Here is a 25,586-nt window from a genome sequence, read left to right on the forward strand (position 1 = left end):
GGTCAATCGGAACCGCCGCCCGCCGATGGCGGTTGGGTGGTGCATGGATATCACCCTGAACGACGGCCACACCATCCCCCGACTGGGCATGGGCACGTGGCAAATCCCGGATCCCCAGGCCGCGCTGATCGTGCGACGCGGGCTCGATCTCGGTTTCCGGCTGGTCGATACCGCCGCCATCTATGGCAACGAACGCGGCGTGGGCGACGGGCTGAAGGGCGACGATGCCTTCGTCACCACGAAATTATGGAACGATCGCCACCGCGATGCGGAAGCGGCGCTGGACGAAAGCCTCGCGTTGCTCGGGCGCGATGCCGTCGATCTTTACCTGATCCATTGGCCGGTGCCCGCCGCTGACGATTATGTCGAGGCATGGCAGGCGCTGGTCCGGCTGCGTGAGACGGGCAAGACGCGCTCGATCGGCGTATCCAACTTCCTGCCCGAACATCTGGAGGCGATCATCGCTGCCACCGGCGTCACTCCCGCCGTCAATCAGATCGAACTCCATCCGCATTTTCAGCAGCGCGAGGCCCGTGCCTTCCATGAGGCACACGGCATCGTGACGCAGAGCTGGAGCCCGATCGGACAGGGCAAGGACCTGCTGGCCGACCCCGAAATCGCCGCTATCGCGGATCGCCATCATCGCAGCGCCGCCCAGGTCGTGCTCGCCTGGCATCTGGCCCATGGCCTGTCGGTAATCCCCAAGGCGTCGAGCGCGGAGCATCTGAGCGACAATCTCGCTGCGCTCGATCTCGCCCTGAGTGAAGAGGATATCACCCGGATCGACGCGCTCGACCGCGACGATGGTCGTCTCGGCCCCGATCCGCGGTCGATGTAACCAACCAATATCCCGTCACCCCCCGTTCCGAACGGAACGGGGGTGGATCAGAATATCCCCAGAAACTTCTTCCGCTGCTGCTTGCGTTGGCCACTGCCCAGCTTGCCGTCTTCCGCCGTCGCCGTGGTGCCATTGCCGACATCGTCGCGCTTTTCGCCCTTTGTCGTCTTCTGTGCCGCGGCGGTCGCCCCGGCCAGCACCGGTCCACACGCCGCCGCCTTGGCATCGCCGACATCGACGAACGCGAGCAGAGCCGCCGGCGGAGTCGCCACCAGCGCCAGCCCCAACGCGGCACCCGCCCTGCTCACCAGCTCGGGCGAGATGACCTTCAGCGCGGGGGCTGCGAAATAGCCGCCGACCCCGACCGGGGACTGGCCGGAGAACAGGCTGATCTTCTTGGAGTCGGCCCGGAAAGCCAGGTCGACCGCTTCCGTCCCGAAACTGAAGCCGCCGCGTCCGACGATCACGTTCTTGCGCGTGTCGAACAGGATCGGGTCCGCCGCCGCGACGCCGCGCCGGACGGAAAAGGCGATGAGGCCGCAATTGACCCGTACCGGCTCGTCCAGCTTCCCCTGGAACATCCGCTGGGCGAACGTGCCGATATCCAGTTCCGCCAGTTGGACGTTGCGCACCGACAATGCCCCCGCCGGCATCACGAATGCGATGCGTCCGCGTGACGTGGATAGTGAATCATGGATGCTGTCGCCGCGTCCGGCCAGCTGGATACGGCCCTTGATCGTTCCCGTCGTCCCCGACTCGACCAGGCCATAGCCCGCCAGGAGCCGCCCCATCGGCGTTGGCGCCAGGCGGATGTCGTAACTGACCGCACTGGGCCGCTGGCGGGTGTCGAAGACCACGTCCGATGCGACGTTGCCGCGCGCCATCGCGAAACTGAGGGGCGACAATGCCAGCCGCCCGTTCTTCAGGGCCAATGTCAGGTCGATATCGGCAATCGGGATGTTGCGCGAGCGGACCACCCCGATCGTCCATTTCAGATCGGCATCGAATCGCTGCATCGTCTCGATCGGCAAGGCCGCTTCTGGCAACAGTCGCTGCGGTGCCGCGCCGGTCGCGGCGGCGGCGGCCACCGCACCGCGCGTCTCGACGATATCGGGGTTGTAGCCGATGAAGGGAGCGGCATCGATGATGTCGAGGCTCTTCGTCGCCAATACCGAATCGAGATGGATGCGATCGCCGTTCAGCACCGTCAGCCGGCCGGCAAGGTCGGTCTTGCCGGCGATGCCGGTCAGGTTGGTGAAGCGGTATTCGTCACCGTTCTTCACCATCCGTCCACGCAAGCGATAGGTGCGGGTATTGGGGATCGCGACGTCGATGATGCCGAGCAGGCTGGCGAGGTTGCGCCCCCGCGCCGCGACCGACAGCGGCACGTTCTCGATATCGGCGATCGAGGGCAGGGTGCCGGCCACGTCGATCGTGTTGCCGACTGCCCTGATCCGCGCGACCAGTTCGTTGCGCCCGCGATTCGCGGTGGCGTCCGGCGACAGCAGCCGCGCGGTCAGCGTGAACGGCGCGCTGCGGATGCGACCGCTGCCCTTCACCCCCACCGCCTTGCCGATCCGCGCGTCGTTCGACACGATGTCGTCCAGCGTCAGGTCCGCCAGCAGCTGCATCCGGGGGTCGAGATAGCGCACCGTGGTGCCGCGCACCGTCGCCACGTCGATTCGCGGAAACGCCAGCGGCTCGCCGCCCTTCTTGTCGCCGAACGTCCAGCTGTTGGCGGTATGCGCGGCGTTCCATTCCAGATCGACCGCGCCATCGGTCAGGTCGAGCGTGTAAAGCCGCCGTTTGCCGAACAGCAGCGACAACGGCGCGATCCGCGTGTCGATCCGCTCGGCGGAAAACAGGTGCGGCCGGGTCGTCCAGCCGGGATTGGCGATCGTCAGCTTCTCCGCGACGAATTTGATGCGGAACGGCGCGAAATAGAGCTGGAAATCGCCCCCCACCGCCACCGTACGATGCGTCAGTGATCCGACGATCCGCTCGAACGATCCCTTCAGGAACCGGCCCTTGGTGACGAACAGGACCAGCCATGTCGCCGCGATCAGGCCCAGCAGGCCAAGCGCCACGTTGCGCGCGATCCGGCGGCGACGGCCCGTCCGGTCGGTATCGACGGCGTTGTTGCGTCCGGTCACGGTGTTCATCGCCCCCCGACGCTTCACGACCGTTCCGGTTCCGCATCGGTCATATCGGCGGCCGGTGCATCGGTTGCAATCCGTCGCGCCCGCCGCTAAGGGGCGCGCTTCACGAGCGAAGCGCTACAGGACTGCCCGGCCATTCAGGGCTGCCGCGGCTGTCCCAGCTTCGCCTACCGAAAGGACCAAAATGCCCAAGCTGAAGACGAAGAGCGGCGTCAAGAAACGCTTCAAGCTCACTGCCACCGGCCTGTTGAAGCACGGCGTTGCCGGCAAGCGCCACCGCCTGGCGCACCACAACGGCAAGTACATCCGCCAGAATCGCGGCACCAAGGTGCTGTCGAAGGCCGACACCGCTGCGGTGAAGGCATGGGCACCGTACGGTCTCGGTTGAGCGGAAGGAACTAGACAATGGCACGCGTCAAACGGGGTGTAACCACCCGCGCCAAGCACAAGAAGATTCTGGATCAGGCGAAGGGCTATTACGGCCGTCGCAAGAACACGATCCGGATCGCCCGCCAGGCCGTCGAAAAGGCCGGGCAGTACGCCTATCGCGACCGCAAGGTGAAGAAGCGCACGTTCCGCGGTCTGTGGATCCAGCGCATCAACGCCGGTGTCCGCGCCGAGGGCCTGACCTATTCGCAGTTCATGCATGGCCTGAAGCTGGCCGGCATCGAGCTCGACCGGAAGATTCTGGCCGACCTCGCCATGAACGAGGAAGGCGCCTTCACCGCGATCATCGCACAGGCGAAGGCGGCATTGCCGCAGCAGGAGCAGGCGGCGTAACGCCACCGTCCGACCGGTAACGCGATACGGGGCGTCGGTGGCAACACCGGCGCCCCGTTTGGTTTTGGCGCGGCCACGGCGGCATCCTCTCAAACCGTCCGGGCCGCCTGATCCAGCTTCGCGAAGGATTGATAAAAGGGTTCACCTCCCGCTACGGCATTATCCGTCTGGTCTGGTATGCGGTGGCCGATACGATGGAAGCGGCGATCGTTCGCGAGAAGCAGTTGAAGAAATGGAACCGTGACTGGAAGCTGGCTGTGATCGAGCGGGACAATCCCGACCGGTCCGATCTGGCGATCGCATGGGGTCTGCCGCGTACGGTGTCGGTATCCCCGGGAGCAATAAGTGACTGACAACCTGAACAGCCTGCGCGACACCCTGCTCGCTGCAATTTCCGCCGCCACGGCCCCCGACGCGCTCGATGCAGTGCGGGTGGAGGCGCTGGGCAAGCAGGGCCGCATCACCGGCCTGCTCAAGACGCTGGGCGGCATGACCCCGGACGAGCGGCAGGTGCAGGGTCCGGCCATCCACGCCCTGCGCGAGGCCGTCACCACCGCGATCGCCGCGCGCAAGGCGGCACTGGACGCGGCGGTGCTGAACGCGCGCCTTGCCGCCGAAACGCTCGATATGACGCTGCCGGTCGATCTGCCCGCCACCGGCACGGTCCACCCGGTCAGCCAGGTGATGGACGAACTGGCGGAAATCTTCGCCGATCTGGGCTTCGCGGTGGCGACCGGGCCGGAGATCGAGACCGACTGGCATAATTTCTCCGCGCTCAACATTCCGGAGACGCATCCGGCGCGCGCGATGCACGATACCTTCTACCTCGCCGGTATGCCCGCCGATGGCGACGAGCGCACGGTGAAGCGCGTGCTGCGCACCCACACCTCGCCCGTCCAAATCCGCACGATGATGGATCAGCCGCCGCCCATCCGCATCATCGCGCCCGGCCGCACCTATCGGTCGGACAGCGACGCCACCCACACGCCGATGTTCCATCAGGTCGAGGGGCTGGTGATCGACAAGGGCATCACCCTGGGCCACCTGAAATGGACGCTGGAGACGTTCCTCAAGGCGTTCTTCGAGCGTGAGGATATCGTGTTGCGCCTGCGCCCCAGCTACTTCCCCTTCACCGAGCCATCGGCCGAGATCGACGTCGGCTATACGCTGGTGAAGGGAAAGCGCGTGATCGGCGGTTCCGGCGACGACGAGAATGGTGGCTGGCTGGAAGTGCTGGGCAGCGGCATGGTGCATCCGAAGGTGATCGCCGCCTGTGGCCTCGACCCCGCAGAATGGCAGGGGTTCGCATTCGGTTGCGGGATCGATCGGCTGGCGATGCTCAAATACGGGATGGACGATCTGCGCGCGTTTTTCGACGGTGATATCCGCTGGCTGAAGCACTACGGCTTCGCGAGCCTGGACGTACCCACGCTGTCCGGGGGAGTCGGCGCATGAAATTCACCCTTTCGTGGCTCGCCGAGCATCTCGACACCGATGCCACGCTCGATGAGATCGTGATCGCCCTGACCCGCATCGGGCTGGAGGTGGAAGGCGTCACCGATCCCGGCGCGGTGCTGGCCCCGTTCACCGTCGCGCGCATCCTGTCCGCCGAACGCCATCCGCAGGCGGACAAGCTGCAGGTGCTGTCTGTCGATGCCGGTAATGGACCGATGCAGGTCGTGTGCGGCGCACCCAATGCGCGCGCCGGGCTGGTCGGCGTGTTCGGCAGTCCCGGCACCTGGGTGCCCGGTGCCGACATCACGCTGAAGGTAGCGGCGATCCGCGGCGTCGAATCGAACGGCATGATGTGTTCGGCACGCGAACTCCAGATCGGCGAAGGGCATGACGGGATCATCGAACTGCCCGCCGATGCACCGGTCGGGGCCAGCTATGCCGATTATGCCGGCCTGACCGATCCGGTGATCGACGTCAGCATCACCCCCAACCGGCAGGATTGCATGGGCGTGCGCGGCATCGCCCGTGACCTTGCCGCCGCCGGAGTGGGAAAGTTGAAGCCGCTCCGCGTCGATCCGGTCACGGGCGACGGCCCCGGCCCCGACGTGCGTACCGAGGCGCCGGGCTGCCCCGCGTTCTTCGCGCAGACCGTCACCGGTGCGACCAACGGCGCTGCGCCGGACTGGATGTGTCGCCGCCTGACCGCGATCGGGCAGAAGCCGATCAGCGCGCTGGTCGACATCACCAATTACGTGATGATCGATCTCGGCCGTCCGCTGCACGTCTACGATCGCGCCAAACTGTCCGGTGGACTCGTCGCCCGCCCCGCGCGCGACGGCGAGGAAGTGCTGGCGCTCAACGGCAAGACGTATCGTCTGTCCGCCGGCATGACCGTGATCGCGGACGATGTCGCCGTCCACGATATCGGCGGCATCATGGGCGGCGAGCATTCGGGCGTGTCCGATGCCACGACCGATATCGTCATCGAGTGCGCGTATTTCGATCCGGAGGCGATCGCGCGGACGGGGCAGGCGCTGACCCTGACGTCGGATGCGCGCCAGCGGTTCGAGCGTGGTGTCGATCCGGCGTTCCTCGACGATGGCCTCGCCATTGCGACTCGGCTGGTGCTCGACCTGTGCGGGGGCACCGCCAGCACCGTGACGCAGGCCGGGGAGGCGCCGCTCGGCACCCGCCATTACGATTACGATCCGGCGCTGGCGGAAACGCTCGGCGGCCTCGTGGTCGCGCCCGATCGCCAGCGGACGATTCTCGAATCACTGGGTTTCACGGTCGGCGACGACTGGCGGGTCACGCCGCCGTCGTGGCGTCGCGATATCGACGGCACCGCCGATCTGGTCGAGGAGGTCATCCGGATCGAGGGGATCGACAAGGTCGCGCCGGTGCCGTTGCCGCGCGTACCCGGTGTCGCCCGGCCGACCGCGACGCCCGAACAGAAGCTGGAACGCCGCGTCCGCCGCGCCGCCGCCACGCGCGGGCTGGACGAGGCGGTAACGTGGAGCTTCGTGTCCGAAGCGGAGGCGGCGCCGTTCGGTGGCGGTGCCTTCACCCTCGCCAACCCGATCAGCGAGGACCTGAAGGTGATGCGCCCGTCGCTGCTGCCGGGCATCCTGTCGGCGGCATCGCGCAACCTGCGGCGCGGGGCGGGCAGCGTCCGTCTGTTCGAACTCGGCCGCCGCTATCTGGCGGAAGGGGAGCGTGCGACGCTGGGCCTGATCCTTGCCGGCGACCGTCGCCCGCGTGGCTGGCGCGAGGGCAAGGCCGTGCCGTTCGACGCCTATGATGCCAAGGCGGAAGCGCTGGCCCTGCTGGCCGTTGCCGGTGCGCCGGTCGATAATCTGCAGGTGATGCCCGTTCCCGACGAAGGCGAGGGGGGACAGGCGTGGCATCCCGGCCAGTCCGGCACGCTGCGGCTGGGCCCCAAGACGATCCTCGCCCGGTTCGGGATGCTGCACCCTGCGCTGCTGGGCGCCTTCGACCTCACCGGCGCGGTCGCCGCGGTCGAACTGTACCTGGATGCGATCCCGGCCAGGAAGGCGAGCGGTTTCATGCGGCCCGCCTTCGTGCCCCCGGCCCTGCAAGCGGTGCGTCGCGATTTCGCCTTTCTTGTGCCGTCGACGCTTCAGGCCGATACGTTGATCCGCGCCATCCGTGGTGCCGACAAGGGCGCGATCATCGCCGTCCGCGTGTTCGACGTGTTCGCCCGCGACGGCGAAATCTCCGTCGCGGTCGAGATCGTGCTGCAACCCGGTGACAAGAGCTTCACCGAGGCGGAGTTGAAGGCGATCGCCGACAAGGTCGTCGCTGCCGCCGCCAAACAGGGGGCGACGCTGCGGAGTTGATCGTCAGGGAGCGGGGGCGGGAAGATCGCGCCCCCGCTATGCGGATGGCAGCCGGGCCTCGCTCAACTGTCGGCCCATCCGCCCCAGGCTGTATCCGGCCAGCCATGCGGCACACAGATCAATCCGATCGTCGCAGAACGGGCAATCAAGCCGGGAGCGTTCGGCATCGCGACCGGCCTTCACCCCCTGGGCATGGACCAGCGCGATCAGGTTCTGAGTGTCATCCATCATGATCGGAACAGCCTGATTCAATCGATAGCATCGAAATAGGCGTTCACGGCATATTATACAATCTTGCGAGCCCAGGTTTCACGTGCCGTCATTCATTTACCGCAACAAGACAGGACGCTGCCAATGACCGACCCGATCCGCATCGCGAACGATCATCTCTCCGCCGTGATCGACCCGTTCGGTGCGGAACTCGTGTCGTTGCGTGATGCCGCCGGTGCCGAATTGATGACGGATGCCGATCCGGCCTTCTGGCCGAAACATGCGCCGATCCTGTTTCCCGTCATCGGTGTGACCGCAGGCGGCACGATCCGGGTCGATGGCATCGAGTACCCGATCACCAAACATGGTTTTGCCCGGGATCTGCCCTTCGAGGTGGCCGATCGGGGGGACGGGCATGTCGTGTTCGTGCTGGTCGACAGCGAGCGGACCCGGGCCGCCTGGCCGTTCGCGTTCCGGCTGGAGATCAGCTTCCGGCTCGACGCAGCGACGTTGACCGTCGAGGCGCGAATCCTCAACCCGGCAGCGGTACCGCTCCATGCGCAATTCGGCTTTCACCCGGCATTCGCGTGGCCGCTGCCGTTCGGGCAGGCGCGCGGCGATCATCGCATCGTCTTCGACAGCGACGAGCCCGGCCGCCTGCGGGCGATCACCCCCGATGGCCTGATCGCCGAAGCGACGAACGACAGCCCGCTCGATGGCCGCACGCTTCACCTCGCCGATGCGCTGTTCGATCACGATGCGCTGGTATGGGACCCGGTGACATCGGACGCGGTCACCTATGGCGCCGCCACCGGTCCCCGGCTGCGCATCGGCTTTCCTGATACCCCCGCGCTCGGCATCTGGACCAAGCCCGGCGCGGCGTTCGTCTGCATCGAGCCGTGGCACGGTATCGCCGATCCGGTGGGCTTCACCGGCGAGTTCCGCGACAAGCCCGGCGTCTTCGCAGTGGCCTCGCAGGCCGACAAGCGGATCGCGATGACGATCACCCTACTCCACGGCTAGAGGACCGATGGCCGGGCGGCGCTACGGCACCAGCCGCAGCGTCCACCGGGTCGGCCCCGGCAGGAACGGGCGAGGCCGACCAGCCAGCCAGTCGTCATGTCCGGCAAGATAGTAGGGGCTGACCGGGTTGCCCGACTGGCCACCGGGCATGTGGAACAGCCCCTCCGCCTCGTGCCCCGGCGACACCGCGAACCGTTCGCTTGCACCGAAGCCGGGGCGTTGCGCACGGACGGTGCCGGCATCGCCAGGCACCGCACGGTCGGCGGGATCGGTCAATCGGCCAAGCAGGGGAATGGCCCGTGCCAGCGGGTGGCGGACATCCGCCGACGACACCGCCCCCCACAGGAAACGGTCGGGCCGCCCGTCCGCCTGTTCGTCCACGGCCTTGGCGACGTCGGTCAGCGCGGCATCGATGAAGGACCGCCATCCGGCATGGCCCGGTGGCACCAGCACGGCCGGGCGCGCCTCCAGCAGCCGGCGCATCGCGCCTTCCGCCGCGGGCACCGCATAACTGCCCCGCCATGTCGGGGCACCACCCATATAGCGGCCATAGGCATCGGCGATCACGACCGCACGGAACGCGGTGATCAGTCGCTGTCCCGCCGATCCGGTGTCCGCCTGTCCGTTCCATGCCGCCACCGGTGCGATCATCCCGTGCAATCGTTTATCACCGGAACGGGCCTTCAGTTCGCGCAGCATCAGGTCGCGCCACCAGCGGTTGCGCAAGGAGCCGACATCGAGCTGGATCGACAGGAAATCGTGCGGTTCGAACCGCGCTTGCGCGAACAGCCGGTCGCGGATGCGCGTGGCGCGCGCGCCATTGTCGTACCCGCCGTCGCCCAGCATCGCATAGGCCGCCCCGCCGACGACGCGGGTGTTCGCGGTCCACAGCCGTCCGCCCGATGGGTCGACTACCACCGGTACCGTCGCGGCAGGTACGGTGCCACGCCAGCCACGCGTACCATCCGCCCAGCTGGTCGCGGTGCGTCCGTCGAAGCCGAACCGGGCCGGCACCTGTCCGATGATCGTCCAGCCGATCCGCCCGGCCCGGTCCCCCACCATCAAATTCTGCTGCGGCATCCGCGCCCGGTGCGCCACCGTGATCGCCGCCACGACCGATCCCGCCCGTTCCATCGCGAAGCTTGGCGCGATCGCGACCGCATCGTCGTCGTCCGCCGTCCAGCGCATCGCCAGTCGCCGCCCTTGCGCATCGGTCGCGACGACCGGCCCCCAGACCGTCTCCTCGACGGTGATCGGCCGGCAATCGTCGCGGATGCACAGCCGCTCCTCGATCCGCCGGATCGGGCGTGGTCCCTGCGGGGTGCGATACCACCCCGCCCGCCCCGGCACGGGATCGAGGACGACCGCGTCGGCGGTGTCGATATAGCTGTTGGTGAAACCCCAGGCGATGTGGCCGTTGCTGCCCGCCACGATCGTCGGATTGCCGGGCAGGGTGACACCCGTCACGTCCAGCGTCGCTTGCGTCGCCCCCGCGGGGCGAACCACGATACGCGCCCGATACCAGGGGCCGGGCACGCCGATCCCCAGGTGCATGTCGTTGGCCACCAGCGCGCCGCCGCTCGACGACAATCGCCCCGCCACCGCCCAGTTGTTGCTTCCCGGCACCGGTATGTCCGCCGCTACCGCCTGCGCCGCCACGACCGGCATTGGTGTCAACCGCACCGGCAGCTGGGGCAGAGGAAGGCGCGACCCGTCGATCGGCGCATCGAGCGGCGTCGCCGGTGAATAGAGCAGCGTCGCCAGCCCGTCGCCGCCCCGCCGTTCGGCCCGGGCGCGCAGCATCTCCTGATCGGGCAGCGGCGATTGCAGGTCGAGATACATCGACAGGACGGTCAGGATCGTATCCTCCGCCTGCCACGGTAACGGTCGGCGGCGCAGCAACAAATACTCGAACGGTGTCGCGGACAGGTCCGCCAGTCCCCGGTTCACGCCCGCGGCATAACGGCGCAGCATCGCGCGCTCGGCCGGCGACAGGCGCGCCAGCATTATTCCCGCCCGGTGGCGGAAGCGGTGGGCCAGCACCCGCCGGTCGCGCCATGCCGTCACGTCGCCCAGCAAGGCCGACAATCCCCCGGCCGAGGATCGCCGCAGCGTATCCATCTGGAAGAAACGTTCCTGCCCATGCAGATAACCCAGTGCATAGCTGGCATCGCCACGCGTGGCGGCGGTGATCGTCGGCACTCCGGCGGCATCGCGCGCGATCGTCACCGGGCCGGCGACCGCCGCACCGGTGACCGCACCGTCCAGCCATGGGCGGGCACCGTAGAGGTGCCATGCCAGCAGGACGGCGACGAGCACGACCGGTACCGCCGCGACGATCCCGATCCACCCGGCGGTGCGTGCGATCCGTCGCATGACATTCCCCCGTCCGTTCACCCGATCGTCGCAGATCATGGGCAGGGGGACAAGCGGTCCCGCCCCGCGTCAGGCGGCAACCCGGTCGCGACCGTCCGCCTTGGCACGGTACAGCGCCCGGTCCGCACGGGCGATCGCCCGGTCCAGCCGGTCGTCCCCCGTTTCCACCTGCGCCACGCCGACGCTGATGGTGCAGGCGGGTATGCCGCCGGAGGTCATCGCCGCGATCCGGCACAGCGATTTCGCCAGCCGCATCGCCGCCCCCATCGATAGCCCTGCTGGCAGGATTGCAGCAAACTCGTCTCCCCCCAGCCGCACGATCCGTCCGCCCCGGGCGCGTACCGGACCATCCAGCCGTTGAACCAGTGCGACCAGCACGGCATCGCCCGCGGCATGTCCGAGGCTGTCGTTGATCCGCTTGAAGTGATCGACATCGATCACGATCACCGTCGCGTCCGGTAACGCCAGTGCGGGCGCCTTGGCGGTCAGCCATGCCCGGCTGTGCGCGCCGGTCAGGGGATCATGATGGTTCTGTTCCCGCATGACCGTGATCGCACGACGACCGGGCATCGCCAGCAGACCGAGGTTGATGAGGATCGTCAGTGCATGGTCCACCATCAGCAATCCGGCGGCCAGACCATCCGGCGCGGTGCCGGTCGCGATGACCCAGGCACAGCCGGGCAGGTAGCCCAGCATAGCCACGACCGCCAGCCACCGGCCGTCACGGTGCCTGTACGCGCCGTGGACGGAGCGCGAGCGCCACAGCGCGACCACGATCGCCATCGTCATCGTCGCCAGCCCGATGGCGGACAGGCGGAGGCCGGTCGCTCCGCCCACCGCCTGTCCACCGGCGTGGCCGCCGGCGGCAAGCAGAATCGGTACGACCATCCACCGCGCCAGCGGCGCTCGTTCATCGAACAGCCGTATGCCGGCGACGACCAGCAGCGACCCGGCGGCGATGCCGGCGTAGGGAAGCGCTCCCGTCACCCTGCCCATCGATGGTCCCGCGATCGCGAAGCAGGCGATCGTCGCGGCATGGCAAACCGCCGCCCCGCCCCAGCACAACAGATATGCGCGATCCCGTCGGCCTTGCCATTGCCCGACAAAGGCCGCCGCGAAGCACAGGCTGGTCAACATCCCGCATTGCTGCAGCGTTTCGAGATCGAGCGATCGGAACATGTGTCGGTCACGATTATGGCATGGCGGGATTAACAGGTGGTGGCCCGCTGGTCGCAGCCGATGACCCCCTGTCGCCCCCGCCCGGTTTCTGGCAAGGCGCATGCCTCGATCCATCTCCCCGCGCGTGGCCCCGCCCGCGCCATCCCCGAGTCTGCCGCCGTGATCTCTCCCCGCCGTACCTTTGCGATCATCTCCCACCCTGACGCGGGCAAGACGACGCTGACCGAAAAACTGCTCTATGTCGGGGGTGCGATCCATCTGGCCGGTGAGGTGAAGGCGCGCGGGCAGACCCGTCGCGCCCGGTCGGACTGGATGAAGATCGAGCAGCAGCGCGGCATCTCCGTCACCTCGTCGGTGATGACGTTCGAGAAGGGCGGCATCACCTTCAACCTGCTCGACACGCCGGGGCACGAGGATTTCTCGGAGGATACCTATCGCACCCTGACCGCGGTCGATTCGGCGGTGATGGTGATCGACGCCGCCAAGGGTATCGAGCCGCAGACGCGCAAGCTGTTCGAGGTCTGCCGCCTGCGCAACGTGCCGATCATCACCTTCGTCAACAAGGTCGACCGCGAGGGGCGGCCGGTGTTCGAACTGCTCGACGAGATCGCCGAGATACTCCAGCTCGACGTCTGCCCGATGAGCTGGCCGATCGGCATGGGTGGTACGTTCCAGGGCATTCTCGACCTCACGACCAACCGTCTGCATCGCCCCGAAGGCGACAGCCGCACCTATCAGGGCAAGGTCGAGGAAAACCCCGATCTGCCGCCGGAGATCGCCGAGGAGATCGAACTCGCGCAGGGCGGCTATGCCTCGTTCGATGGCGACGCGTACCGTGCGGGCGACCTGACCCCGGTCTATTTCGGCTCCGCGCTCAAGGATTTCGGGCCGGCCGAACTGATCGCCGCGCTCGCCGCCCATGCCCCGCCGCCCCGCCCGCAACCGGCCGATCCCGCGCCGATCGATCCATCGGCGAAGGAAGTCACCGGCTTCGTCTTCAAGGTGCAGGCCAACATGGACCCGCAACACCGCGACCGCATCGCCTTCATGCGGCTGTGTTCGGGGGTGTTCAAGCGCGGCATGAAGCTGACGCCGACCGGCCATGGCAAGCCGATCGCGGTCCACTCGCCGATCCTGTTCTTCGCGCAGGACCGCGAGATCGCGGACGAGGCATATCCCGGCGACATCATCGGCATCCCCAACCACGGCACGCTTCGGGTGGGGGACACGCTGTCCGAACGCGCCGACATCCGCTTTACCGGCCTGCCCAATTTCGCGCCCGAAATCCTGCGTCGTGTCGTGCTGAAGGACCCGACCAAGACCAAGCAGTTGCGCAAGGCGCTGGACGACATGGCCGAGGAAGGGGTGACGCAGGTCTTCTATCCGGAGATCGGGTCGAACTGGATCATCGGTGTGGTCGGCCAGCTTCAGCTGGAGGTGTTGCTCAGCCGGCTCGATGCCGAATACAAGGTCGCCGCCGGGCTGGAGCCGGCACCCTTCGAGACCGCCCGCTGGGTATCCGCCGCCGACCCCGCCGACCTGAAGGGGTTCACCGACCTGAACCGCAGCGCGATGGCGCGCGACCGTGACGGCAATCCCGTCTTCCTCGCCAAGAGCGCGTGGGAGGTCGGCTACATCGCCGATCGCTATGCGAAGGTGAAGTTCGCGGCGACACGGGAACGGTAGGAGAGGTACCCATCACGGGCCGTTGAACCTGCCGCCGGTCTGCGTCATGATCGCGGCCGGCTGATCCGGCGACAGGCACGGACAGGAGAGGACAGGCCCGTGATCCGTTCGACCATCGCCGCCATCACCATGCTGGGCCTGCCGCTGCCAGCGATGGTACAGGCGTCCGCCATCCCCCCTGCCATCCCCGTCACGATCGACGTGCAGGCCGATCGCACCGAGGGGACATTGCCACCGGTCTGGCGATTCTTCGGCGCGGACGAGCCGAACTATGCGACGATGAAGGACGGCCGCAAACTGCTGGTCGAACTGGGCAAGCTGCGCAGCGGTGATGTGTTCTTCCGCGCGCACAACCTGCTCAACACCGGTGACGGTACTGCCTCGTTCAAATGGGGTAGCACCAACGTCTATACGGAGGCGAAGGACGGCACCCCGGTCTATGACTGGACGAACGTCGACCGGATCATCGATACCTATCTGGCGCGCGGCGTGCGCCCCTATCTGCAGATCGGCTTCATGCCCGAGGCGATGACGTCCGCCCCGGCGGGTACGCCCTACCAGCACAACTGGCGACCCGGCTTCGACTATAAATACATCATATCCGGCTGGGCCTATCCGCCCAAGAGCTACGACAAGTGGCGCGAACTGGTCTATCAATGGACGCTGCACAACGTCGCCCGATACGGTCGCGCCGAGGTGGAACGCTGGTATTTCGAGGTGTGGAACGAGGCGAACGGCGCCTATTGGGAAGCACCGCGCGAAGAGTTCTACAAGCTGCACGATTATGCGGTCGACGGGGTGCGCCGCGCGCTGCCCACCGCGCGCGTCGGCGGCCCCGATTCGGCCGGGGCGGGTGGCGAATTCATGGACGGCTTCCTGCGTCACGTCACATCGGGCACCAATTACGCGACCGGCAAGATCGGTACGCCGACCGACTTCCTCGCCTTCCACGCCAAGGGGCGGCCGAGCTTCGTCGACGGCCATGTCCGCATGGGTATCTCAAATCATCTGCAGGAGGTCGATCGCGGCTTCGTGAAGGCGACGTCGGTACCGGCGCTGGCGACCAGACCGGTGGTGATCGGCGAAAGCGATCCGGAAGGCTGCGCCGCCTGTCCGGGACCGGAGAACGCCTATCGCAACGGCACGATGTATTCGAGCTACACGGCGGCCAGCTTCGCACGCATCTGGGAACTGGCGGCACGACGGCGGGTCAATCTGGAGGGCGTGCTGTCATGGTCGTTCGAGTTCGAGGACCAGCCCTGGTTCGCGGGCTATCGCCAGCTCGCCTCCAACGGTGTCGCGCTGCCGGTGCTGAACGTGTTCCGCCTGTTCGCCCAGCTGGGGCCGAACCGCCTGCGCGCGACGAGTGATGCGCAGGTGCCGCTCGACCGCATCGTCGCGGATGGCGTGCGCGGACCCGCCGATATCGGCACGATCGCGACGCGCACGGCGGACGGTCGCACGGCGGTGCTGGTGTGGCATTATCACGACGACGATGTCGTGGGGCCCCCCGCCGCGATCCGGTTGGCGGTGAACGGTCTGCACGGCGGGGCACCGAAACAGGCGACGATCTGGCGGGTGGACGAGGCGAATGGCAATGCCTTTTCGGCGTGGAAGCGAATGGGGTCGCCGCTCAATCCCGATGCGCCGCAATATGCCGCGCTGGAGGCGGCCGCTACGATGCAGGCGCAACCGCTCGCGGTGAACGCCGGGGGCAGGGGGGCGGCAACCGTCGCCTTCGATCTGCCGCGACAGGGCGTCGCCCTGATCCTGCTGGATGGTCGCTGATGCGTCGTCCGGGGCGCGTGAAGGCACCTCAAGAGGCCGGTCGTCGCATGCCTATGCCCGCGATGATGGTTTCCTTATGCGCCCGAACGCCGCACATCCGCCGCCAGCGCATCGGCCAGCATGTTGCGAATCGTGGTCAGGCTGGACGCGATGTCTTCCTGAGCGGGGGCTTCCCCGCTTTCGGCCGCCAATAGCTGCTGGACGCCGCGGATCGTATAGCCCTGCTTGTTCAGTAACAGGTCGATCCGCCGCACCAGCGCGGCATCCTCCGGCCGGTAGTAGCGGCGATTGCCGGCGCGCTGCAATGGACGCAGCGCCGGAAACCGCGTTTCCCAATAACGCAGCACATGATGCGGCAGGCCGGTTTCCGCCGATATCTCGCCGATCGTCCGCAATGCCCCGCTGGCCTTGGACGTCGGTGCGCTCATCCGGCTCAGCCGGCGACGGGAGCGACGATACGGTTGCGCATCATCTGGCTGGCGCGGAAGGTAAGCACACGGCGGGGCGCGATCGGCACCTCCACCCCGGTCTTGGGATTGCGGCCGATCCGCTCGCCCTTGTCGCGCAGTACGAAGGTACCGAAACCGGAAATCTTCACGTTCTCGCCGCGCGACAGTGCCTCGCACATCTCGGCGAGGATCTGCTCCACGATCTTGGCGGATTCCGCCCGGCTCAGGCCGACTTCCTGGTGAAGCGCCTCCGAAAGATCGGCGCGGGTCAACGTACCAACTTCGCTCATTCTCGTTCCCCTTGGGCGGGTACTACACAAGCGATCCGGGTTCCGGAAGACCCTTCATCGTCTAGAAACGGATCACCGCCGCGCCCCAGGTGAAGCCGCCGCCCATCGCCTCCAGCACGACGATGTCGCCCTGTTTCACCCGGCCGTCACGCACGCCGACATCCAGCGCCAGCGGCACCGAAGCCGCGGAGGTGTTGGCATGCTGATCGACCGTCACGATCACCTTGTCCGGCGATAGCCCCAGCTTGCGCGCGGTGGCGTCGAGGATGCGGGCATTGGCCTGATGCGGCACCAGCCAATCGACCGTGTCCGCGTCCAATCCGGCCAGCGCCAGCGACTCACCCATCACCGAGGCGAGGTTGGTTACCGCGTGGCGAAACACCTCGCGTCCCTTCATGCGGAGCTTGCCGACCGTTCCCGTGGTCGACGGCCCGCCATCGACATAGAGCAGCCCGTTGTGGCGACCATCGGCATGAAGCCGCGTCGCCAGAATGCCACGGCCGTCCGCCTCGGCGCTTTCCTGCGCCTCCAGCACGATCGCGCCAGCCCCGTCGCCGAACAGGACGCAGGTGGTGCGATCCTCCCAGTCGAGGATACGGCTGAACGTCTCCGCGCCGATCACCAGCGCGCGCCGGTGGATGCCGGTGCGGATCATCGCATCGGCGACCTGCACCGCATAGAGGAAGCCCGAACACACCGCGGCCACGTCGAACGCGACGCAATCGTCGATGCCCAGCATCGCCTGCACCTTGGTCGCGGTGGCGGGAAAGGTCTGGTCGGGGGTCGCGGTCGCCAGCACGATCAGGTCGATCTGGTCGGCGGCGATGCCGGCGGCGGCGATCGCCGCGAAGGCGGCATCGCGTGCCAGCGTCGCAGTCGTCTCGTCGGGGCCGGCAAGGTGGCGAAAGCGGATGCCGGTCCGCTCGACGATCCATTCGTCGGTCGTGTCCACCGTCTCCGCCAGTTCGGCGTTCGACACGCGGCGGGCGGGAAGGGCGGACCCGGTGCCGGTCACCACCGCGCGGATCATACGCCGACTCCCGTATCGATGACCGCGACCGGCGCCGGGGCGGGGCGATGATCGAGTCCCAGATCCTCCGCGATCCGCCGCGTCAGGTCGGCGCGGACCAGTTTCACCGCATTGGCGATCGCGGTGGCGACGCCCAGTTCGTTGGCGCTGCCATGGCTTTTCACGACGATGCCCTTCAGGCCGAGGAAGATCGCGCCGTTATGGTTGTTCGGATCGAGATGATCGCGCAGCAACTGGGTCGCCGGCCGCGAGATCAGGAACCCGACCTTGGACCGGATCGAACTGGTGAAGGCACGTTTCAGCAGATCGCCGACGAAGCGCGCGGTGCCCTCTGCGGTCTTCAGGGCGATGTTGCCGGCAAATCCGTCGCATACGATCACATCGTGATTGCCGCGCGCCAGCTTGTCGCCCTCGACGAAGCCGGTGAAGGCCAGCGGCAGATGCGTGGCCGCGCGCAATTCGGTGGCGGCGGCGCGAATTTCATCCGTGCCCTTCTGATCCTCGGACCCGATGTTCAGCAACGCCACGCGCGGCCGGTCCAGTTCGAAGATGATCCGGGCATAGGCCGCCCCCATCACCGCGAACTGAACGAGATTGCGGGCATCGCATTCGGTATTCGCGCCCAGATCGAGCATCACCACATCGTTGTCGCCCAGCGTCGGCAAGGGCGCGGCAAGCGCCGGCCGGTCGATACCGGGCAGCGTCCGCAGCGACAGCTTCGCCATCGCCATCAACGCACCGGTATTGCCGGACGAGACGGCGGCGTGGGCGCGCGCCTTCTTCACCAGATCGATGGTGACGCCCATCGAGGTCACCTTGGCCCGGCGGATCGCCTGGCTCGGCTTCTCGTTGGGGCCGACCAGTTCGGGCGCGTGGACGATTTCCGAATGCGCGCTCAGGTTGGGGTGCGATTCCAGTCCGGCGCGAATGGCTGTTTCGTCACCGACCAGCAGGAAATTCAGGCCGTCATATTGCGCGGCAAGCCGGCGTCGCGCACTCGCGACCCCGGCCAGCATCACCGCCAGCCCTTCGTCACCGCCCATCGCGTCGATGGCGATGCAGGGCTGGTCTGTCATCTCGTGGTTCCGTTCGGGCTGGCTTACGCCTCGACCGACACGACCTCACGGCCGTTGTAATGGCCGCACGACGTGCACAGCACGTGCGGACGCTTCAGTTCGCCGCAGTTCGGGCATTCCTGAAATGCAGCGACGGTCAGCGAATCGTGACCGCGACGCATGCCACGCTTGGAGGGCGAAGTCTTTCTCTTGGGGACGGCCATTGCGGCACCTTGATAACGTGTTGAACCGGTGGACGGGCGCAGGAGCGATGCCCGGCCGATACGGCCGCGCAGGCGATCCAGAACCTATCGCGAAGCGCGGCCCTATAGCGGATCGGCAGAAATGCGCAAGCGATTGGCGCGTCGGGAAGCGCTTGTATCGGTCTGGACAGCGGATAGCCCGATCGACCGATCCCGCTTTACGCTCACGTCCGCTCGGTCGCTTCCCGCCGCCGTTCCGCGACCGTGCGGATATCGACTCTATCGCCCCACCACGTTCCGGGTGACGCCGCCGGTCGGGTGACGATCGGGTCGGGACATCTGACATCCGCCTCGCCATGACGGGCGCCGCACGATAGACCCCGTCGCGATCCCCGGAGAAATACTGCCGATGCAACGCCTTGCCCTTCTTGCCGCCGCCATCCCGCTGATCGCCGCCGCGCCCGCGCCCGATCCGGTGTCACCGGAATCGCTGTCGGCCGATGTGAAGGTGCTGGCGTCGGACGCGTTCGGCGGTCGTGCGCCGGGCACGGCGGGAGAGGCGAAGACGATCGACTGGCTGGTCGGCCAGTTCCGGGCGGCAGGGCTGGAGCCCGGCGGTCGCGGCGGCGGCTGGACGCAGGACGTGCCGCTGATCCGTACCCGGTTGGGCAAGGGCGGCGTCGCGGTCAACGGCACCGCGCTGGTGCCCGGCACCGACATCTATCTCAGCACGGTGCGCCCGGTCGATCGGGCGACCATCGCCAGGACGCCGATGGTCTTCGTCGGCTACGGCGTCACCGCGCCGGAACGGCAGTGGGACGATTTCAAGGGCGTCGACCTGAAGGGCAAGGTCGCCGTCTTCCTGGTCAACGATCCCGATTTCGAGGCGGTGGTGGGGGAGCCGGCGGCGGGGCGGTTCGGCGACCGGCGCATGACCTATTACGGCCGCTGGACCTACAAGTTCGAGGAGGCGGCCCGGCGGGGCGCGATCGCCGCGCTGATCGTCCACGACACCGCCGGGGCGGGTTATGGCTGGAACACCGTCGTCGCACCGGCGGGTGAGAACTACGACGTCGCCAACCCGCGCAGTCCGCGGGTGCTGTTGCAGGGCTGGCTGGAGGGGGCGGCCGCGACGCGCCTGTTCGCGGGTGCCGGGCTCGATCTTGCCAAACTGCGCCTCCAGGCACGACAGGCCGATTTCCGGCCGGTGGCCATCCCCGGCACGGGTTTCACCGCCGACCTGCCCGTTACCGTCACCCGCGCGACCAGCCGCAACGTGCTGGCCAAGGTGACCGGGCGGGTCCGCCCGAATCAGGTGGTGATGTACGGTGCGCACTGGGACGCTTACGGCGAGGGTGCGCCCGATGCCGAGGGCCGCCGTATCCGCCCTGGCGCCAATGACGACGCGCTGGGCGTCGCGGGCGTCCTCGCCATCGCCCGTGCCGCCGCGAAGGCACCGGCGGCACGGACGCAGGTGTTCGCACTGTGGACGGGGGAGGAGCGCGGGTTACTGGGGTCGGAGACCTATGCCGCGGACCCGATCTACCCGGCGGCGACCACGGTCGCCAACCTGACGCTCGACATCCTCCAGACGGCGGGGCCGGCGCGCGACGTGATGCTGGTCGGCGACGGCCAGAACACGCTGGAGGACATGCTGCGCACCGCCGCGACGGCACAGGGGCGGACAGTGACGCCGGAGGCGCTGCCGGAGCGGGGGCTGTTCTACCGTGCCGATCACTTCTCGGTGGCGCGGCGCGGCGTGCCGACACTGCTGCTGATGGCGATCAGCGGCGCCCCCGATCTGGTCGAGGGTGGCCGCGACGGGGGGCAGGCATGGCTGGACGGCTATATGCGCTGCTACCACCAGACGTGCGATGCGTGGTCCGCCGACTGGGACCTGCGCGGCGCGGCGGCAGATGTGGGCCTGATCGGCTCGGTGGGCACAACGCTGGCGAACGGGGCGATGTGGCCGGACTGGAAGCAGGGATCGGAGTTCAGGGCGATCCGCGCGAAGACGGCGGCGGCGCGGCGATAGGCGTTGCGACAGGAAAAGCCCACCTCCTGAAGGGGAGGGGAGTGACCACGCCAAAAAGCAGTTCGTTACCGTGCCAGCGCCGCATCCCCGACGAACGGGTTCGTCCGCCGCTCGTGCCCGAAGGTGCTTGGCTGGCCGTGGCCGGGGATGAACGTCACGTCGCCCAGCGGCCACAGCTTCTGCGTCACCGACGTCACGAGATCGTCGAAGCTGCCGAGCGGAAAGTCGGTACGCCCGATCGATCCCTGGAACAGCACGTCGCCGACCAGCGCGAAGGCGGAGGGGGCGTGGTGGAAGATCACGTGGCCGGGCGTGTGCCCCGGCGTCAGATACACGTCGAGCGTCAGGTCGCCGACCTGCACCGTGTCGCCATCATCCAGCCAGCGATCCGGTTCGAACACCACGCCGCGGATGCCGTAGTTGCGGCCATCCTCGTCCAGCCGCGCCAGCCAGAACCGGTCGTCCTCGTGCGGGCCGACGATCGGCACGCCCAGTTCGTCCGCCAGCGGCTTCGCCTCGCCGGCATGATCGATATGGCCGTGGGTCAGCAGCACCTGTTCCACCGTCACCCCCGCCTCGGCGATGGCGGCGCGGATGCGGGGCAGGTCGCCACCGGGATCGACCACCGCCGCCTTCATCGTCGCAGTACACCAGATCAGGGTGCAATTCTGTTGCAGCGGCGTGACGGGGATAATGGCGGCGCGTAGGGGGGAAGTGTCGGTCATGTCGTAGCCTTTACCACAGAACGCCGTCATCCGGCTTCACCGGTTCGGGCGCCTCGTCGCCGATCGACTGGAGCAGGTCGATCTCGATCGTCCGGCACATTGCGGTCAACGGCACGTCGTGGACGGTGTTGGCGAACGGATCGACCAGATCGTCGCCGATCTGGAGGACCGCGAGGAACATCAGCCCCGCCACCGTCGAGCCAAGCGGCGTCGCGAAGCCCAGCGATTCGACCAGTCCGATCGGCAGCAGGATGCAGAACAGGTGCGTGAACAGCGTCGGGAAGAACCGGTACTGGTTGGGCAGCGGCGTGTTCTTCACCCGCTCCATCCCGCCCTGCGCATTGGCGATGTCGACCAGCACCGCCTCCATCTGCGTCTGCTGGATGGTGTCGATCCAGCCGTTGCGCTGCGCATCGGCGATGCGGCGACCGGTGCCGTCGAGCAGGCCGTTGGCGGTGTTCGCCCGCGCCAGCGCCGGCTCCGCCTCTCCTTCCGACAGGAAGCGCAACACCTCGCCGTCCACGCTCTGCCGCCGCAACTGGCAGCGCAGCGCGTTGACATAGGCGATCTGGCGCAGGACGATCGACCGCTTCAGGTCACGCGCCTCTTCCCCAGGCATGAAATTGCGGGCGGCGCGCGACAGGCTGCGCGAAGCATTGATCATCGCGCCCCACAGCACGCGGCCTTCCCACCAGCGCTGATAGGCTGAATTGTCGCGAAACCCCAGGAACAGCGCCAGCGCCGAACCGAACAGCGTCAGGGGCAGCGACGGCGCCCGGAACGGCAGCACGAAATAGGTGACGGTGACGACCACATCCCACACGAACAGCAGGATCAGGGGTTTCCAGACCTCGGACACGATCTGGCGCAGGCGCGGGGTGGCATCGATAATCAAGGGACGCGGCTCCGTTTATTGCGACTGCGAACGCGGTAGCACCGATCCGGTTCAACCGGCCAGTGCGCGATCACGCCAGCCGCGCCATACCTTCAGCGCCTGCACCGTCTCCGCCACGTCGTGGACGCGCAGCATCTGCACCCCCGCTTCCGCCCCCTTCAGCGCCAGCGCGATGCTGCCACCCAGCCGCGCGTCGACCGCCGCCTCGCCCGCCAGCGCGCCGATCATCCGCTTGCGGCTGGCGCCCAGCATGATCGGGCAGCCGAGACCGTGGAACGCCGCCAGCCCGTTCACCAGCGCCAGATTGTCGGCCAGCGACTTGCCGAAGCCGATGCCGGGATCGACCATGATTCGTGCCCGGCCGATCCCCGCCGCCACGACCGCGTCGATCCGCGCTTCCAGCCAGTCGAACACTTCGCCGACAACATCGGCATAGGCCACCCGGCCATGGCCGCCGCCCTTCGGATCGGGGGAGTGCATCAGCACCACCGGGCAGCCGGCCTGCGCCACCACGTCCAGCGCCCGGTCGTCCCACAGCAGCGCGGACACATCGTTGACGATGCCCGCCCCCGCCGCCAGCGCCGCCGCCATCACCCCGGCCTTGCGGGTGTCGATCGATACCAGCGCGCCACCCGCCGCCAGTCTTTCGATGGCGGGGACGATGCGCGCGATCTCATCCCCCTCCCACACCGCTGCCGCGCCGGGCCGGGTCGATTCACCACCCAGATCGACCAGCGCCGCGCCCGCCGCCAGCATCCCGACCCCGGCGGCGGTGGCCCCCGCCGGATCGTCGACATGGCGACCCCCGTCGGAGAAGCTGTCGGGCGTGACGTTCAGGATGCCCGCGACCAGCGGCTGGTCGAACCGCAGCGTCCGCGCACCGCAGGTCCAGGGCGCGCGGGGCGCAGTGATGCGGGCATGGAGCAGCGCGGCGCGATCACCGAGGGCGACCGTGTCGGCTATCCCCAGCGTCCGCCGTCCGGTGCCGTCCACCACCTCATAGGCGGCAAACCACTGCATCCCGCCCGCCAGCCGGACGACGCTGCCATCGTCGAGCCCGACCGGCGTATCGACGAAGCGGACGGGGCGGAGGTACAGGGTCAGGGCCGGTTCCTCAGGGCTGGGTCGCCAGCAGCCAGGTCTGGCGCAGCGTATCGATCGGATGGAGCTTGCCACCGGCTTCGTGGTGCCAGAACGTCCAGCCGTTGCAGGCCGGCGCCTCCTGCAACGTGGCGCCCAGCTTGTGGATCGATCCCGTCTCGCCGCCGTCGGCCAGCAGCGAGCCATCGGCGCGCACCGTCACCCGGAACCGGCGCTTCGCATCGGTCAGCACCGCGCCGGGGGTCAGATAGCCGTTCTCGACCAGCGTGCCGAACGACACACGGGGTTGCTGGCGCGGGCTCTGCATCGTGGCGAGCGCCGATTCGTCGAGCGGCAGCGCGGCGGCGATGCGTTCGCGGGCGGCGGCGACGTAGCCCGTCTCGCGCTCGATCCCGATCCAGCGGCGGCCCAGCCGCTTGGCGACCGCGCCCGTGGTGCCGGTGCCGAAGAACGGATCGAGCACCACGTCGCCCGGCTTCGTGCAGGCGAGCAGGATGCGATACAGCAGCGCTTCCGGCTTCTGGGTCGGGTGGACCTTGGTCCCGTCCTTCTTCAACCGTTCCGGGCCGCCGCAGATCGGGAATTCCCAGTCGGAACGCATCTGGAGTTCGTCGTTCAGCGTCTTCATCGAACGGTAGTTGAAGGTGTATTTTGCCTTCTCGTGCTTCGATGCCCAGATCAGCGTCTCGTGCGCGTTGGTGAAGCGGGTGCCGCGGAAATTGGGCATCGGATTGGCCTTGCGCCAGACGATGTCGTTCAGGATCCAGTAGCCCAGATCCTGCACCGCGGTGCCGACGCGGAAGATGTTGTGATAGCTGCCGATCACCCAGATCGTGCCGTCGTCCTTCAGGATGCGGTGCGCCTCCGCCAGCCAGGCCCGCGTGAACGCGTCATAGGCGGCGAAGGTGTCGAACTTGTCCCACTCGTCGGTGACGGCATCGACATGGCTGCCGTCCGGCCGGAACAGCTCGCCGCCCAGTTGCAGGTTATAGGGGGGGTCGGCGAAGACCATGTCGACCGACCTGGCCGGCAGCGCGCGCATCGCCGCGATGCAGTCCGCGATCAGGATCTGGTCGAGCGGCAATGCCGCCGGTGCCTGTACCGAGGCGGCGGCAGCGCGCGGTCGCGCGATCGTCTTGGTCAGGCCCACGTCACATCCCCTTTTTCTTGGGCCTATGGTGACGTGGCGATTGACTCCGTCAAGAGTCTTGTCGCGCCGACCCGTCAGGGCGAGTCGCCGGTGCGGGGAGGCGAGGGATGATGGCGGCATATATCTGGGGTAGTGGGCGGCTATCCTGCCGCTACCGCTTGCGATTGTGGCGGGAAAGACTCAGTCGGGCGATAACGCCCGTTCGGCCTGCGCGACCGGCGCGAAACTGCGGCGGTGAAGCGATGTGGGGCCATGGTCGCGCAGCGCGGCGAGGTGATGGCGGCAGCCATAGCCCTTGTTGGAATGCCAGTTATACTGCGGATGCGCCTCGGCATGGGCGATCATGATCCGGTCGCGGGTGTGTTTCGCGACGATCGACGCGGCGGCGATCGAACGGCTGAGCGCGTCGCCACCGACCAGCGCGGTGGCGGGATAATCCCAGCGCGGCAGGCGGTTGCCGTCGACCAGCACATGGCCGGGCGGCGTGCCGTGCGTGGCGACCAGCGCATCGACCGCCAGCGTCATCGCCTTCATCGTCGCCCAGTGGATGTTGAGCCGGTCGATCTCGTCCGCCTCGACGATGCCGATGCCGACCTGCGCGCAATCGAGCAGCCGCGCGCATAATTGCGCGCGGATCGCGGCGGACAGTTTCTTCGAATCGTCGATTCCGCGCGGCACCCCGCGCGGCGGCAGGATCACCGCCGCCGCCACCACCGGCCCGGCGAGCGGCCCGCGCCCCGCCTCGTCCACCCCGGCGACGGGGGCGGGGTAGAGGCGCTCATGGCTCAGGCCGGGCATG

Annotated in this window: 24 protein-coding genes; 10 read left to right on the forward strand and 14 right to left on the reverse strand. The window is 67.8% G+C overall.

Features of this window, described 5'->3' with window-relative positions:
* Positions 1-43: 43 nt before the first annotated feature.
* Complete coding sequence (locus ABD719_RS05125) at positions 44-838, forward strand: aldo/keto reductase (RefSeq protein ID WP_344692306.1); 795 nt, start codon at positions 44-46, stop codon at positions 836-838.
* A gap of 47 nt (positions 839-885) precedes the next feature.
* Here the strand turns inward: ABD719_RS05125 and ABD719_RS05130 are convergent, their stop codons facing one another.
* Entirely contained in the window at positions 886-3,000 is a 2,115-nt protein-coding gene (locus tag ABD719_RS05130; RefSeq protein ID WP_344692578.1) for an AsmA family protein, read from the reverse strand.
* 181 nt (positions 3,001-3,181) lie between these two features.
* Here ABD719_RS05130 and rpmI point away from each other — a divergent pair, with 181 nt between their 5' ends.
* From rpmI to pheT, 5 genes are all read left to right on the forward strand, one after another.
* A complete protein-coding gene (rpmI, locus tag ABD719_RS05135; RefSeq protein ID WP_192129155.1) occupies positions 3,182-3,385 on the forward strand; it encodes a 50S ribosomal protein L35 in 204 nt (67 codons plus the stop codon).
* 17 nt (positions 3,386-3,402) lie between these two features.
* Positions 3,403-3,777, forward strand: coding sequence for a 50S ribosomal protein L20 (gene rplT / locus ABD719_RS05140; RefSeq protein ID WP_192129153.1), 375 nt, complete (start codon positions 3,403-3,405; stop codon positions 3,775-3,777).
* A 128-nt stretch (positions 3,778-3,905) separates the two neighbouring features.
* Positions 3,906-4,130, forward strand: a complete 225-nt coding sequence (locus tag ABD719_RS05145; protein WP_344692307.1) for a GIY-YIG nuclease family protein — start codon at positions 3,906-3,908, stop codon at positions 4,128-4,130.
* Positions 4,123-5,232, forward strand: coding sequence for a phenylalanine--tRNA ligase subunit alpha (gene pheS, locus ABD719_RS05150; RefSeq protein WP_344692308.1), 1,110 nt, complete (start codon positions 4,123-4,125; stop codon positions 5,230-5,232). Before ABD719_RS05145 ends, pheS begins: the two co-directional genes overlap by 8 nt.
* Complete coding sequence (pheT, locus tag ABD719_RS05155; RefSeq protein ID WP_344692309.1) at positions 5,229-7,592, forward strand: phenylalanine--tRNA ligase subunit beta; 2,364 nt, start codon at positions 5,229-5,231, stop codon at positions 7,590-7,592. The genes pheS and pheT overlap by 4 nt, the downstream gene beginning before the upstream one ends.
* Before the next feature lie 36 nt (positions 7,593-7,628).
* Here pheT and ABD719_RS05160 read toward each other — a convergent pair whose 3' ends face one another.
* On the reverse strand, positions 7,629-7,823 hold the full coding sequence (locus ABD719_RS05160) for a hypothetical protein (RefSeq protein ID WP_344692310.1): 195 nt from the start codon (positions 7,821-7,823) through the stop codon (positions 7,629-7,631).
* Positions 7,824-7,946: 123 nt separating this feature from the next.
* Here ABD719_RS05160 and ABD719_RS05165 point away from each other — a divergent pair, with 123 nt between their 5' ends.
* Complete coding sequence (locus tag ABD719_RS05165; RefSeq protein ID WP_344692311.1) at positions 7,947-8,825, forward strand: aldose 1-epimerase family protein; 879 nt, start codon at positions 7,947-7,949, stop codon at positions 8,823-8,825.
* A gap of 21 nt (positions 8,826-8,846) precedes the next feature.
* Here ABD719_RS05165 and ABD719_RS05170 read toward each other — a convergent pair whose 3' ends face one another.
* Positions 8,847-11,201: a penicillin acylase family protein gene (locus ABD719_RS05170; protein WP_344692312.1), complete on the reverse strand. Its 2,355-nt coding sequence runs from the start codon at positions 11,199-11,201 to the stop codon at positions 8,847-8,849.
* 69 nt (positions 11,202-11,270) lie between these two features.
* Positions 11,271-12,380 carry a GGDEF domain-containing protein gene (locus ABD719_RS05175; RefSeq protein WP_344692313.1) on the reverse strand — a complete coding sequence of 370 codons (1,110 nt, stop codon included), beginning with the start codon at positions 12,378-12,380 and terminating at the stop codon, positions 11,271-11,273.
* Between the two features lie 159 nt (positions 12,381-12,539).
* Between ABD719_RS05175 and ABD719_RS05180 the strand changes: the two genes are divergently transcribed.
* Positions 12,540-14,066 (forward strand): peptide chain release factor 3, encoded by a 1,527-nt coding sequence (locus tag ABD719_RS05180; protein ID WP_344692579.1) that lies wholly within the window; start codon positions 12,540-12,542, stop codon positions 14,064-14,066.
* Between the two features lie 99 nt (positions 14,067-14,165).
* On the forward strand, positions 14,166-15,854 hold the full coding sequence (locus ABD719_RS05185) for a GH39 family glycosyl hydrolase (RefSeq protein ID WP_344692314.1): 1,689 nt from the start codon (positions 14,166-14,168) through the stop codon (positions 15,852-15,854).
* A gap of 74 nt (positions 15,855-15,928) precedes the next feature.
* Here ABD719_RS05185 and ABD719_RS05190 read toward each other — a convergent pair whose 3' ends face one another.
* From ABD719_RS05190 to rpmF, 5 genes are all read right to left on the reverse strand, one after another.
* Positions 15,929-16,282 carry a MerR family transcriptional regulator gene (locus ABD719_RS05190; RefSeq protein ID WP_344692315.1) on the reverse strand — a complete coding sequence of 118 codons (354 nt, stop codon included), beginning with the start codon at positions 16,280-16,282 and terminating at the stop codon, positions 15,929-15,931.
* Positions 16,283-16,287: 5 nt separating this feature from the next.
* Positions 16,288-16,593 (reverse strand): integration host factor subunit alpha, encoded by a 306-nt coding sequence (locus tag ABD719_RS05195; RefSeq protein WP_192129137.1) that lies wholly within the window; start codon positions 16,591-16,593, stop codon positions 16,288-16,290.
* Between the two features lie 61 nt (positions 16,594-16,654).
* Entirely contained in the window at positions 16,655-17,623 is a 969-nt protein-coding gene (locus ABD719_RS05200; protein WP_344692316.1) for a beta-ketoacyl-ACP synthase III, read from the reverse strand.
* A complete protein-coding gene (gene plsX, locus ABD719_RS05205) occupies positions 17,620-18,699 on the reverse strand; it encodes a phosphate acyltransferase PlsX (RefSeq protein WP_344692317.1) in 1,080 nt (359 codons plus the stop codon). Before plsX ends, ABD719_RS05200 begins: the two co-directional genes overlap by 4 nt.
* Before the next feature lie 23 nt (positions 18,700-18,722).
* Positions 18,723-18,902 carry a 50S ribosomal protein L32 gene (gene rpmF / locus ABD719_RS05210; protein ID WP_192129131.1) on the reverse strand — a complete coding sequence of 60 codons (180 nt, stop codon included), beginning with the start codon at positions 18,900-18,902 and terminating at the stop codon, positions 18,723-18,725.
* 388 nt (positions 18,903-19,290) lie between these two features.
* Here rpmF and ABD719_RS05215 point away from each other — a divergent pair, with 388 nt between their 5' ends.
* Positions 19,291-20,916 (forward strand): M28 family peptidase, encoded by a 1,626-nt coding sequence (locus tag ABD719_RS05215; protein WP_344692318.1) that lies wholly within the window; start codon positions 19,291-19,293, stop codon positions 20,914-20,916.
* A 65-nt stretch (positions 20,917-20,981) separates the two neighbouring features.
* Here ABD719_RS05215 and ABD719_RS05220 read toward each other — a convergent pair whose 3' ends face one another.
* The 5 genes from ABD719_RS05220 to ABD719_RS05240 form a co-directional block, all read right to left on the reverse strand.
* Positions 20,982-21,641: an MBL fold metallo-hydrolase gene (locus ABD719_RS05220; protein ID WP_344692319.1), complete on the reverse strand. Its 660-nt coding sequence runs from the start codon at positions 21,639-21,641 to the stop codon at positions 20,982-20,984.
* 10 nt (positions 21,642-21,651) lie between these two features.
* Positions 21,652-22,536 (reverse strand): bestrophin family protein, encoded by an 885-nt coding sequence (locus tag ABD719_RS05225; RefSeq protein ID WP_344692320.1) that lies wholly within the window; start codon positions 22,534-22,536, stop codon positions 21,652-21,654.
* A 51-nt stretch (positions 22,537-22,587) separates the two neighbouring features.
* A complete protein-coding gene (gene folP / locus ABD719_RS05230; RefSeq protein WP_344692580.1) occupies positions 22,588-23,640 on the reverse strand; it encodes a dihydropteroate synthase in 1,053 nt (350 codons plus the stop codon).
* Positions 23,641-23,650: 10 nt separating this feature from the next.
* A complete protein-coding gene (locus ABD719_RS05235; protein ID WP_425567122.1) occupies positions 23,651-24,781 on the reverse strand; it encodes a site-specific DNA-methyltransferase in 1,131 nt (376 codons plus the stop codon).
* Positions 24,782-24,967: 186 nt separating this feature from the next.
* Entirely contained in the window at positions 24,968-25,585 is a 618-nt protein-coding gene (locus ABD719_RS05240; RefSeq protein ID WP_344692321.1) for a ribonuclease HII, read from the reverse strand.
* Position 25,586: the final 1 nt, after the last annotated feature.

The organism is Sphingomonas cynarae (genome assembly GCF_039537815.1).
GTDB lineage: Bacteria > Pseudomonadota > Alphaproteobacteria > Sphingomonadales > Sphingomonadaceae > Sphingomonas > Sphingomonas cynarae.

Bases quoted from the DNA above. Each gene is read 5' to 3' on its own strand.
- ABD719_RS05125 (WP_344692306.1), top strand. From the start codon at position 44: ATGGATATCACCCTGAACGACGGCCACACCATCCCCCGACTGGGCATG.
- ABD719_RS05130 (WP_344692578.1), bottom strand. From the start codon at position 3,000: ATGAACACCGTGACCGGACGCAACAACGCCGTCGATACCGACCGGACG.
- rpmI (WP_192129155.1), top strand. From the start codon at position 3,182: ATGCCCAAGCTGAAGACGAAGAGCGGCGTCAAGAAACGCTTCAAGCTC.
- rplT (WP_192129153.1), top strand. From the start codon at position 3,403: ATGGCACGCGTCAAACGGGGTGTAACCACCCGCGCCAAGCACAAGAAG.
- pheT (WP_344692309.1), top strand. From the start codon at position 5,229: ATGAAATTCACCCTTTCGTGGCTCGCCGAGCATCTCGACACCGATGCC.
- ABD719_RS05160 (WP_344692310.1), bottom strand. From the start codon at position 7,823: ATGATGGATGACACTCAGAACCTGATCGCGCTGGTCCATGCCCAGGGG.
- ABD719_RS05165 (WP_344692311.1), top strand. From the start codon at position 7,947: ATGACCGACCCGATCCGCATCGCGAACGATCATCTCTCCGCCGTGATC.
- ABD719_RS05170 (WP_344692312.1), bottom strand. From the start codon at position 11,201: ATGCGACGGATCGCACGCACCGCCGGGTGGATCGGGATCGTCGCGGCG.
- ABD719_RS05175 (WP_344692313.1), bottom strand. From the start codon at position 12,380: ATGTTCCGATCGCTCGATCTCGAAACGCTGCAGCAATGCGGGATGTTG.
- ABD719_RS05190 (WP_344692315.1), bottom strand. From the start codon at position 16,282: ATGAGCGCACCGACGTCCAAGGCCAGCGGGGCATTGCGGACGATCGGC.
- ABD719_RS05195 (WP_192129137.1), bottom strand. From the start codon at position 16,593: ATGAGCGAAGTTGGTACGTTGACCCGCGCCGATCTTTCGGAGGCGCTT.
- ABD719_RS05200 (WP_344692316.1), bottom strand. From the start codon at position 17,623: ATGATCCGCGCGGTGGTGACCGGCACCGGGTCCGCCCTTCCCGCCCGC.
- plsX (WP_344692317.1), bottom strand. From the start codon at position 18,699: ATGACAGACCAGCCCTGCATCGCCATCGACGCGATGGGCGGTGACGAA.
- rpmF (WP_192129131.1), bottom strand. From the start codon at position 18,902: ATGGCCGTCCCCAAGAGAAAGACTTCGCCCTCCAAGCGTGGCATGCGT.
- ABD719_RS05215 (WP_344692318.1), top strand. From the start codon at position 19,291: ATGCAACGCCTTGCCCTTCTTGCCGCCGCCATCCCGCTGATCGCCGCC.
- ABD719_RS05220 (WP_344692319.1), bottom strand. From the start codon at position 21,641: ATGACCGACACTTCCCCCCTACGCGCCGCCATTATCCCCGTCACGCCG.
- ABD719_RS05240 (WP_344692321.1), bottom strand. From the start codon at position 25,585: ATGCCCGGCCTGAGCCATGAGCGCCTCTACCCCGCCCCCGTCGCCGGG.